Below are 10210 nucleotides of genomic sequence, written 5' to 3'. Positions count from 1 at the left end.
ACATCCTGCGGGAGCAGCTCACCGCACTCGCCGAGGCCGCCGCCGTGACCGAGGCCGATCTCTGGGTGATGGCTCCCATGGTCGCAACGGTCGAGGAGACCGTCTACTTCACGGGACTCGCACGCGAGTACGGGCTGAAGACCGCGGGAGTGATGGTCGAGATCCCGGCGAGCGCTCTGCTCGCCGATCGCGTGCTCGCGCACGCCGACTTCGCCTCGATCGGCACCAACGACCTCACGCAGTACACGATGGCTGCCGACCGGATGCTCGGCTCGGTCGCAGGGTTCCAGGACCCCTGGCACCCTGCCGTCCTCCGCCTCGTCCGCGAGGTCGGCGATGCAGGTGCCCGACTCGGCAAACCCGTCGGGATCTGCGGCGAAGCCGCCGCCGATCCGCTGCTCGCCGTGGTGCTGGTCGGTCTCGGCGCGACGAGCCTGTCGATGGCGCCTGCCGCCCTGGCCGATGTCCGTCATGCGCTGTCCGAGCGCACCCCGTCCGAGGCGCGGAGTCTCGCCAAGGCCGCCCTGGCCGCCGACGATGCCTCCTCCGCCCGAAACGCCGTGGCAGCCCTCGCCGCGGAACTCCCCCTCCACAAGAAAGAGACGACATCATGACGACGACGTCACCTGCCGCCACCAGACCCGGCGGCCTGCGCGTAGGAGTGCAGCGCTTCGGCACATTCCTCTCGGGCATGATCATGCCCAACATCGCCGCCTTCATCGCCTGGGGCTTCATCACGATGCTGTTCATCCCGAAGGGGTTCTTCGGCGCGGAGAGCCCGTTCGGCTGGCACTGGGCAGGCGTGTCCGAGATCCTCGGCGGTGGCGGCGACTCCGTCATCATCGGCTGGCAGGGCGCGATGACCGCCGTGGCTGAAGGCGCGGACGGCAACATCCTCGCCTACGTCGGACTGGTCGGCCCGATGGTGACGTACCTGCTGCCGCTGCTGATCGCGAACACCGCCGGCCGCATGGTCTACGGCGAGCGCGGAGGCGTCGTCGCCTCGATCGCCACCGTCGGCGTGATCGTCGGCACGAACATCCCGATGTTCCTCGGTGCCATGATCATGGGCCCCCTCGCCGCCTGGGTCATGAAGCAGGTCGACCGGCTGTGGGACGGCAAGATCAAGCCCGGCTTCGAGATGCTGGTCAACAACTTCTCCGCCGGTATCCTCGGCATGCTGCTCGCGATCTTCGGCTTCTTCGCCTTCGGCCCCGTGATGCTCGGCATCAGCGCCGCGCTCGGCACGGCCGTCGACTGGCTGGTCTCGCTGCAGCTGCTTCCGCTCGTATCGATCATCGTCGAGCCCGCGAAGGTGCTGTTCCTGAACAACGCCATCAACCACGGCGTGTTCACCCCGCTCGGCATCGAGCAGGCGACCGAGACCGGCAAGTCGATCCTGTTCCTCATCGAGGCGAACCCCGGGCCCGGCCTCGGTCTGCTCCTCGCCTTCACCTTCTTCGGGGTCGGTGCGGCGAAGGCATCCGCTCCCGGCGCGGCGATCATCCAGTTCTTCGGTGGCATCCACGAGATCTACTTCCCCTACGCCCTCAGCAAGCCGACCACGATCCTCGCCCTCATCGCGGGTGGTGCAGCCGGGGTCACCACGAACATGGTCCTCGGCGGGGGTCTCGCCTTCCCTGCAGCACCGGGAAGCATCATCGCCGTGACGGCTGCGGCCATCGGCCCGGGAGTCGGCAACCTCCTGGTCGTCTACCTCTCGGTCATCGTCGCAGCGACCGTGACCTTCCTCATCACCGGCGTGATCCTGCGGGCCTCCCGCAAGCGCGACCTCGAGGCCGAGGGCGACACCTTCGGCGCCGCGATCGCACAGACCGAGGCCAACAAGGGCAAGTCGTCCGCCGCGATGGACGCGCTGCGCACGTCGACGGCATCCGCGGCTCCGGAAGCCGCGACCGCCACGAGCGCGACCGTGATCTCCGCACCGATCGAGCGGATCGTGTTCGCCTGCGACGCCGGGATGGGCTCGTCCGCCATGGGCGCGAGCGTGCTGCGCAACAAGCTCAAGAAGGCCGGCATCGAGGACATCACGGTCACCAACCAGGCGATCGCGAACCTCGACGGAACGGCTGACGTCGTCATCACCCAGCAGCAGCTCACCGAGCGCGCCGAGGCGAAGTCGCCGAACTCCGTCCACGTCTCCGTGGACAACTTCATGAACTCGCCCCGCTACGAAGAAGTCGTCGAGATGGTGCGCGAGCAGCGAAAGGAAACAGAATGAGCGTCCTCACCCAGGATCAGGTCCGCATCCACCCCGGTGGTGCGACACGAGACGAGGCTCTGCAGGAGGCGACGGACATCCTCGTCGCCGCCGGTGCGGTCACCCCGGCCTACGTCGACGCGATGCGGCAGCGTGAGGAGACGGTGTCGACCTTCATGGGCAACGGCCTCGCCATACCGCATGGCACGAACGAGGCGAAGGACACGATCCTCGCCTCCGCATTGTCGGTCGTCCGCTATGACGGGGGCGTCGACTGGTCCGGCGAGCCCGCGACCTTCGTGATCGGCATCGCCGGCGTCGGGGACGAGCACCTGGAGATCCTCTCCCGCATCGCCATCCTGTTCTCCGAGGAGGACGATGTCGCCAGGCTGTCGGCGGCACAGACCGCCGAGGAGCTCTACGCCCTCCTCTCGGAGGTGAACGAAGGATGAAGGCGGTCCACTTCGGGGCGGGCAACATCGGGCGCGGGTTCGTCGGTCTGCTGCTGAGCGACGGCGGGTACGAGGTGGTCTTCTCGGACGTCGCCGATGCGCTCGTCGACGCGATCAACGAGGTCGACTCGTACACGGTGCACGAGGCCGGCCCCGGAGGGACCGATCACGTCGTGACCGGGTTCCGCGCGGTCAACAGCAGGACGCATCCGGCCGCGGTGGCCGAGGAGGTCGCCACCGCGGATGTCGTCACGACCGCGGTGGGCCCGACGGTGCTGCGGTTCGTGGCTCCGTCGATCGTCGCCGGACTCGCCCTGCGCAGTCCGGACTCCGCGCCGCTCCAGGTGATGGCGTGCGAGAACGCGATCGGGGCAACGGAGCTGCTGCGGCGGGAGATCGTCGCCGCAGCGGGCGCGGATGCAGAGACGCTGCTCGCGCGCGCGGTCTTCGCCAACACGGCCGTCGACCGCATCGTCCCGGCGCAGCCGGAGGGATCGGGGGTCGACGTGACGGTCGAGCCCTACTTCGAGTGGGCCATCGAGTCGGGACCCTTCGAGGGCGCGCTGCCGAACATCCCCGGCGCGCACTTCGTCGACGACCTGGCGCCGTACATCGAACGCAAGCTGTTCACGGTGAACACCGGCCATGCGGCGACCGCGTACTTCGGGGCGCGTGCGGGCATCGAGCGCATCTCGGACGCCCTCGCCGACTCGGACATCTCCTCGAGCGTCTCGGCGGCGCTCGAGGAGACGTCGGCCGTCCTGGTCGCCGAGCACGGGCTCGACCCGGCAGACCTCGCCGACTACCGCGCGACGATCCTGGAGCGCTTCCGCAACCCCGCGCTCGTCGACACCGTGCAGCGCGTCGGACGTCAGCCGCTGCGGAAGATCTCACGGCATGAGCGCTTCGTTGGCCCGGCGGCCATGGCCGCAGAGCGGGGGTTGCCCACCGACGCCTTGGTCGCCGCCGTGTCCGCAGCGCTCGAGTTCGACGATCCCGCCGACGAGCAGTCTGTCGAACTGCAGCAGCTGCTCCGTGCCGAGGACCCTGCCGCGTTCACCACCACCACGACAGGCCTCGACCCGGAGCACCCGCTGTTCCCGCTGATCCGGGACGCCGTCGCGGCCAGGCAACAGCGTCTGGGAGCTGTCTGACCCCTCGCTCAGAGACGCCCCCGTCTGCCGATACCATCGGTGGGCGGGGGCGTTTCTCGACACGACGGCGTGCGGGAGGACAGCGAGGTGCGGGAGCCACATGAACGGATATGCCGTGATCGGTGCGGGACCATCGGGCCTCGCCGCCGCACGAGCGCTGCAGAAGCGCGGGATCGGCGTGGACGGGTATGAGGCCTCGCACGGCGTCGGCGGCCTGTGGGACATCGACAATCCCCGCAGCACGATGTACGAGTCGGCTCACCTCATCTCCTCGCGGACCACGACGGAGTTCACCGAGTTCCCCATGCGCTCCTCGGTCGACTACCCGGGTCACCGCGTTCTCAAGGAGTACTTCGAGGACTACGCCGCCCACTTCGACCTCACCGCTCTGTTCCGGTTCGACACGCGCGTGACGCGGCTCGAACCGCGCGATGGCGGATGGGATCTCACGAGCACCGGCCCCGACGGCGTCGAGACCCGGTGGTACACGGGTGTCGTGCTGGCGAACGGAACGCTCGCCCGGCCGAACGTTCCCTCCTTCTCCGGCGAGTTCACGGGCGAACTGCTGCACACGAGCGCTTACAAGTCGCCGGAGCAGCTGAAGTCCAGACGGGTGCTGCTGATCGGCGCGGGCAACTCCGGCTGCGACATCGCGGTGGACGCCGTGCATCATGCGGTGTCCGTCGACATGAGCGTGCGGCGCGGCTACTACTTCGTGCCGCGCTACCTGTTCGGAAGACCCAGCGACACCCTGAACCAGGGCCGCCCACTGCCCGCCAGGATCAAGCAGGCGCTCGACAGCCGCGTGCTGCGCGCCTTCACGGGCGACCCCGTGCGCTTCGGATTCCCGAAGCCCGACTACCGCATCTACGAGTCGCACCCGATCGTGAACACCCTGATCCTGAACCACCTCGGGCAGGGCGATCTGCGGATCCGCGCCGACGTCGACCGGTTCGACGGGCCGACCGTGCACTTCCGCGACGGCGGCGCCGACGACTACGACCTCGTGCTGCTGGCCACCGGGTACACGCTCGACTATCCGTTCGTCGACAGGGAGCACCTGCACTGGCGAGGCGCTTCGCCGCGACTGTTCCTGAACGTGTTCCCGTCGTCGTTCAACGGTCTCTACGTGATGGGCATGATCGAAGCCTCCGGCATCGGCTGGCAGGGCCGCTACGAGCAGGCCGAGCTGCTGGCGGCCTATCTGAGCGCCGCCGAGGAGGAGCCGACGCGCGCCGCACGCTTCCGCCGACGCGTGACCGAGACCCCGTGGCCGGATGTCACCGGCGGCTACCACTACCTGGGCCTCGACCGGATGGCCTACTACGTGAACAAGGACGCCTACCGCACGGCCGTGCGACGGGAGAAGGGCGCACTCGAGGTGCCGGCCTGAGCGCAGCCGCCGTCGCGGGTCGCCGTTGCGAGAGCGCCGTCGTGCATCACCGGGTCACCGCGCGGAGTAGCGTTGTCCCGTGAAGAAGAAGTCCCACCGGATCCTGAGGCGCGTGCTGTGGAGCATCGCCATCGTGCTCGTGCTCGCCGTCGGCGGTGTACTCGCCTGGAGCCAGATCGGCGTCATGTCCGCGGAGCCGGAACCGCTCGCGGCCGTGCGCGAGAACCCGGCGATCACGGTGACCGACGCCGACCAGGGCATCGTGCTCGCTCCCGCGGACGGAGACTCGGACCTCGGCCTCGTGTTCATCCCCGGAGCCAAGGTCGACCCGTGGGCATACGCGGCCATCCTGCAGGGCCTGGCCGAGGACGGGGTCACCGTCGTGATCACGCGCCCATGGCTCAACCTGGCATTCTTCGACCCGCGCGGTCTCGACGCGTTCACCTCCGCGGCCCCCGGAATCGACGTGTGGAGCGTCGGCGGCCACTCACTGGGCGGGGTGCGTGCCTGTCAGCTCGCGTCCGATGCCGACGCGCTGGTGCTGTTCGCGTCCTACTGCGCGAACGACCTCTCCGGAAGCGACCTGCCCGTTCTGAGCCTCGCGGGGAGCGAGGACGGGCTGTCCACGCCCCAGAAGATCGCGGATGCCCGGCCCGAGCTGCCCGGCGATGCCGACCTGGTCGAGATCGAGGGCGCATCTCACGCCTCCTTCGGCGACTACGGTCCACAGGACGGCGACGGCACCCCGACCATCTCGAGCGACGACATGCATGCGGAGGTCACGCGTCTCGCCGGAGACTTCCTCGCCCCGCTCGCCCCCTGAGCCTCACTCCCCCACAGGGTCGAACCCGAGGTCGAGCACGGGGTCGAGTACGGGGTCGAGCAACGGATGCAGGTGTCGCGTTCGCAGCGCCGTCGCCGCTGACCGTGCTCCCGCCCGGAGGGCGGTAGGGACGTCGGCTCCGTCGAGCCGCGCATCGAGCACCCCAGCCAGGAAGGCATCTCCCGCCCCGTTCGTGTCGACGACATCGACGGATTCTGCAGGAACCCGGTGGACGGTGCCGTCTTCGTCGACCGCGACGGCACCGTCCGCGCCCAGAGTGCAGACGGCCAGACGGGTTCTCTCCGCGATGAGTGATCGGAGGAACCCGATCGGGTCGTCGAGTCTGTCGGCGTTGCAGAACACCGCGTCGGCGGCGTCGAGGAAAGGCCGATGGTAGTCCGCCGACCCGTCGTAGTCGTGCACGTCGACCCAGATCGGCGTACCGGTCGACCGGGCCAGGGGCAGCAGGCGCAGGGGTTCGGCCGCAAGGTCGAGCACGACGGCGTCGGCTGCCGCCATCTCCCCGTGCGCGAGCCGGTCGTGTTCACCCGTCGTCTCCCCCGGCGTGGCCAGGTAGAGCGAGACCCGCTCACCCGCGCGCGTCATCAGATTGAGATGCCGCTCCGTGACACCGTCATGCCAGTCCACCGGCACCCCCGCGGCACGTAGGGCCTCTCGGACGTGTACGCCCTCCCTGTCCACCCCGGCGGTGGCGTGGAGCCGGACAGACCTGCCCAGCGCGGTCAGGCTGAGCGCCTTGCCCGCGCTCGTGCCTCCGACCGTCTCCCAGGCGCTCTCGGCGAACTGCATGTGCGGTACCGGCTCCGGCAGCCGGTCGAGCACGACGATCGTGTTCCATGACGCCGGCCCGACGATGACGACGGAGGCGGACTCTGACGAGGAGGGCATGGCACCATCCTGCCGCGTGCTCCGCCCTCAGCCGATGCGCGAGACCAGCGCGTCGAGCCCCATGCCGTAGTCGATGCGCACGACGGGGAGAGCGAGCTTGTCGGTGCCGATCGTCACGTAACCGGGTTCGATGGTGCGTCCCATCTCGAATCCGGCCTGCGCGACTCCCTGCTTGGTCGTGTTGTTGTAGTGCCCGAACGGATAGGCGACCACCTGCCCCACGCCGAGCACGCCGGCCGACGTGGTGAGGTCGGCCGCGATCTGATCGGCCGTCCAGTTGACCATCCGGCCCTTGCCGTTGTCTCCGGCCTGGTGCATGTCGTGCGTGTGCGAGCGACGCTGCACGTAGATCGAGGGCGCGGGATCCTGCCGGTAGGCCGTGATCATGAACGACGTGCTGAGCAGCTTGTACCTGTCGACGACCGGCACCGCCAGATCGAACCACGACTGGTCGGCGTCGTCATCGGTGATGATCACGCTCTTGGCGGGAAGCGAGAGCCGACCGTCGATGAAGGCGCTGAGCTCGTCCCACGTCGGCAGGTAGAACCCCGTCGTCGCGATGTGGTTCATCTGCGCGTCGAAGTCGCCGATGTAGGCGTAGTTGCCCCGCAACCAGCCCTTCTCCCCCTCCGGGTTCGCCGTGAACTGGTGGTACATCAGGATGGGCACTCGCACGTTCTCCGCCGCGTTGTCCTCCGGCGTCCTCCATGCCGCGAAGAGCTCGACCTGTTGATCGGCGCACACCACGGGGTCTGCGCCGTTCACACGCGCGGCGACGGTGAGCGCCCCGGCGTCCGCAGCGCTCGAGTACCAGCCGGCGAACACCCTGCCGTCGAGCTGCGGGATCGGCAGTCCCTGGTAGAGGTCGTCCTGGAACTGCAGCATCGGATCGGTGGGCGCACCCTCGCCCGAGAACGTGACAGCGCAGGCGCGCGGGTCGTCCGCATCGGCGACGATCTGCTCCGCGGGAGTCAGCGGATGCTCGATCGCCATGGACTGCGCCTTCGGGACGGTGTTCTCCGGCGTGCGGTTCATCCAGGCGAAGGCGGCGATGCCTCCTCCGACCACGACGGCCGCCGCGATCGTGCCGACGATGACGGCGGTTCGTGCGGCCCGTTTCTTCCCCCCGGAAGCCATGATCAGGCGTCGAAGCCTTCGGCGATCATCTCCACGAGCTCCTCGCGCTCCTCGACGGGCAGGAATGCCGCAGCAGCCGCATTGAACTGGAACGTCTCGAGGTCGTCGAGGTCGTACTCGAACGTCTCGACCAGCCGGGCGAGTTCCCGTGTGAGAGACGTGGCGCTCATGGTGCGGTTGTCGACGTTCACGGTCACCGCGAACCCGAGCTGGTAGAGAAGGTCGAACGGGTGATCCACCATCGTGTCGCCCCACGCGGCGATCGCTCCGGTCTGCAGGTTCGACGACGGCGAGAGCTCGAGCGGGATCTCACGGTCGCGCACCCAGCGAGCGAGGTCGCCGAACTGCACCTGCACCTCGTCGCCCTCCTGCGTGATGACCTGGAGGTCCTGCGCGATGCGCACGCCGTGGCCGAGGCGCAGGGCGCGCCCGTCCAGCAGCGCCGAGCGGATCGAGGCCAGGCCGGCCGCCTCGCCCGCATGCACGGTGACGGGGAAGAAGTTCTCGGCGAGGTAGTCGAACGCCTTGCGGTGGTTCGACGGCGGGAATCCGTCCTCCGGTCCCGCGATGTCGAAGCCCACCGCACCGCGACCGCGGAAGTCGACCGCGAGCTCGGCGATCTCGAGGGCGCGGTCGGTGTGGCGCATCGCGGTGATGAGCTGCCCGACCCGGATGCTGCGTCCGGAGCGGTCGGCGAGGTCTTCTCCCTCTTCGATGCCCTGCTGCACGGCTTCCACGGTCTGCTCGAGCGTGAGACCGCGAGCCAGATGCTGCTCTGGTGCCCAGCGCACCTCGCCGTAGATCACTCCGTCGGCGGCGAGATCCTGCACGAACTCGCGCGCGACGCGGGTGAGCCCCTCCTGGGTCTGCATCACGGCGGTGGTGAGGTCGAACGTCTTGAGGTACTCGACCAGAGAACCCGAGTCGCTCTGCTTCGCGAACCACGAACCCAGAGCAGCAGGCTTCGACTCGGGAACGTCCAGTCCGATCTCATCCGCGAGCTCGATGATCGTGGCGGGCCGTACCGCACCGTCGAGGTGGTCGTGCAGCGACACCTTGGGCAGGCTCCGCAAGGAGACTCCCTGAAGCGTGACGTCGCCGTTCGCATCGATCGACATGGTGATCCTCTCGGTCGCGGATGTGCTCAGATCAGGCTAGCGGTCCGACGTCACGAGGTGATGCGCTCGCGGACGATGGGACCGGTGACCGGCGCCTCGTCCCCGATCTCCCACGAGCCATCGAGCGCGTCGAGCGCCCGGCCGAAACGAGCATCGTCTGCGGCGGAGAGGGTGAACAGCGGCTGACCGGCGACGACGCGATCGCCGGGCTTCGCGTGCAGATCGATTCCCGCTTCGAAGATCACGGGATCCTGCGCCCTGGCGCGACCCGCGCCGAGACGCCAGGCGGCGACGCCGAACGGAAGGGCGTCCATGCGCGTGACGACGCCGTCGGCCGGTGCGAGCACCTGGTGCGTCTCCCGTGCCGTCGGCAGCTCGGCATCCGGATCGCCGTCCTGCGCGCGGATCATCGCCTTCCAGGTGTCCATGGCACGCCCGTCGTCGAGCGCGGCCTCCACGTCGGCGTCCGGCTGTCCGGCGAGGGCCAGCATCTCGCGCGCCAGGGCGATGGTCAGCTCCCGCACGTCGGAGGGTCCGCCACCGGCGAGGATCTCCACCGACTCCCGCACCTCGTTCGCGTTTCCGATCGCGAGGCCGAGCGGGACGTTCATGTCGGTCAGCAGGGCGGTCGTCGCGACGCCGGAGTCGGTGCCGAGGGCGACCATCGTGCGCGCCAGCTCGCGAGCGCGGTCGATGTCCTGCATGAACGCACCGGATCCGAACTTCACGTCGAGCACGAGGGCATCCGTCCCCTCCGCGATCTTCTTCGACATGATGCTGGAGGCGATCAGCGGGATCGCCTCCACGGTGCCGGTGACGTCGCGGAGCGCGTAGAGCTTCTTGTCGGCGGGAGCGAGCCCGGAGCCGGCGGCGCAGATGACAGCGCCCACGTCGCCCTGCATCTGCGCGAACATCTCCTCGTTGCTGAGAGCCGCGCGCCAGCCGGGGATCGACTCGAGCTTGTCGAGCGTGCCGCCGGTGTGTCCGAGACCGCGACCGCTCA

At 68.9% G+C, this 10210-nt stretch carries 10 protein-coding genes; 6 read left to right on the top strand and 4 right to left on the bottom strand.

Annotation, left to right across the window (positions count from 1 at the left end; all coding sequences use genetic code 11):
* The 6 genes from DSP71_RS24205 to DSP71_RS17545 all read left to right on the top strand — a co-directional run.
* The coding region (locus DSP71_RS24205; protein WP_309472631.1) for a putative PEP-binding protein at positions 1 to 614 on the top strand (614 nt) is incomplete at its 5' end.
* Complete coding sequence (locus DSP71_RS17565) at positions 611 to 2242, top strand: PTS mannitol transporter subunit IICB (protein WP_113681706.1); 1632 nt, start codon at positions 611 to 613, stop codon at positions 2240 to 2242. The genes DSP71_RS24205 and DSP71_RS17565, both read left to right, overlap by 4 nt.
* Positions 2239 to 2673 (top strand): PTS sugar transporter subunit IIA, encoded by a 435-nt coding sequence (locus DSP71_RS17560; RefSeq protein WP_046748951.1) that lies wholly within the window; start codon positions 2239 to 2241, stop codon positions 2671 to 2673. Before DSP71_RS17565 ends, DSP71_RS17560 begins: the two co-directional genes overlap by 4 nt.
* A complete protein-coding gene (locus DSP71_RS17555) occupies positions 2670 to 3827 on the top strand; it encodes a mannitol-1-phosphate 5-dehydrogenase (protein WP_046748950.1) in 1158 nt (385 codons plus the stop codon). Before DSP71_RS17560 ends, DSP71_RS17555 begins: the two co-directional genes overlap by 4 nt.
* Before the next feature lie 100 nt (positions 3828 to 3927).
* Positions 3928 to 5220, top strand: a complete 1293-nt coding sequence (locus tag DSP71_RS17550; protein ID WP_113681705.1) for an NAD(P)/FAD-dependent oxidoreductase — start codon at positions 3928 to 3930, stop codon at positions 5218 to 5220.
* A 79-nt stretch (positions 5221 to 5299) separates the two neighbouring features.
* Positions 5300 to 6043 carry an alpha/beta hydrolase gene (locus tag DSP71_RS17545; protein WP_046748948.1) on the top strand — a complete coding sequence of 248 codons (744 nt, stop codon included), beginning with the start codon at positions 5300 to 5302 and terminating at the stop codon, positions 6041 to 6043.
* A 3-nt stretch (positions 6044 to 6046) separates the two neighbouring features.
* On the opposite strand, the gene DSP71_RS17540 is transcribed toward DSP71_RS17545, so the two are convergent.
* The 4 genes from DSP71_RS17540 to DSP71_RS17525 all read right to left on the bottom strand — a co-directional run.
* Positions 6047 to 6952: a carbohydrate kinase family protein gene (locus tag DSP71_RS17540; protein ID WP_113681704.1), complete on the bottom strand. Its 906-nt coding sequence runs from the start codon at positions 6950 to 6952 to the stop codon at positions 6047 to 6049.
* Between the two features lie 27 nt (positions 6953 to 6979).
* The gene (locus DSP71_RS17535; RefSeq protein ID WP_113681703.1) at positions 6980 to 8089 is read right to left on the bottom strand and encodes a polysaccharide deacetylase family protein; all 1110 of its coding nucleotides are present in this window, start codon (positions 8087 to 8089) and stop codon (positions 6980 to 6982) included.
* A 2-nt stretch (positions 8090 to 8091) separates the two neighbouring features.
* Entirely contained in the window at positions 8092 to 9207 is a 1116-nt protein-coding gene (locus DSP71_RS17530) for an adenosine deaminase (RefSeq protein WP_113681702.1), read from the bottom strand.
* A 50-nt stretch (positions 9208 to 9257) separates the two neighbouring features.
* On the bottom strand, positions 9258 to 10210 hold a 953-nt coding region (locus tag DSP71_RS17525; protein ID WP_258546523.1), incomplete at its 5' end, for a thymidine phosphorylase.

Origin of the sequence: Microbacterium sp. H6 (assembly GCF_003314775.1) — a bacterium.
Taxonomy (GTDB): Bacteria; Actinomycetota; Actinomycetes; order Actinomycetales; family Microbacteriaceae; genus Microbacterium; species Microbacterium oxydans.
The sequence above is the reverse complement of the archived record's forward strand: the minus strand, read 5'-3'. Positions and strand labels throughout refer to the sequence as shown.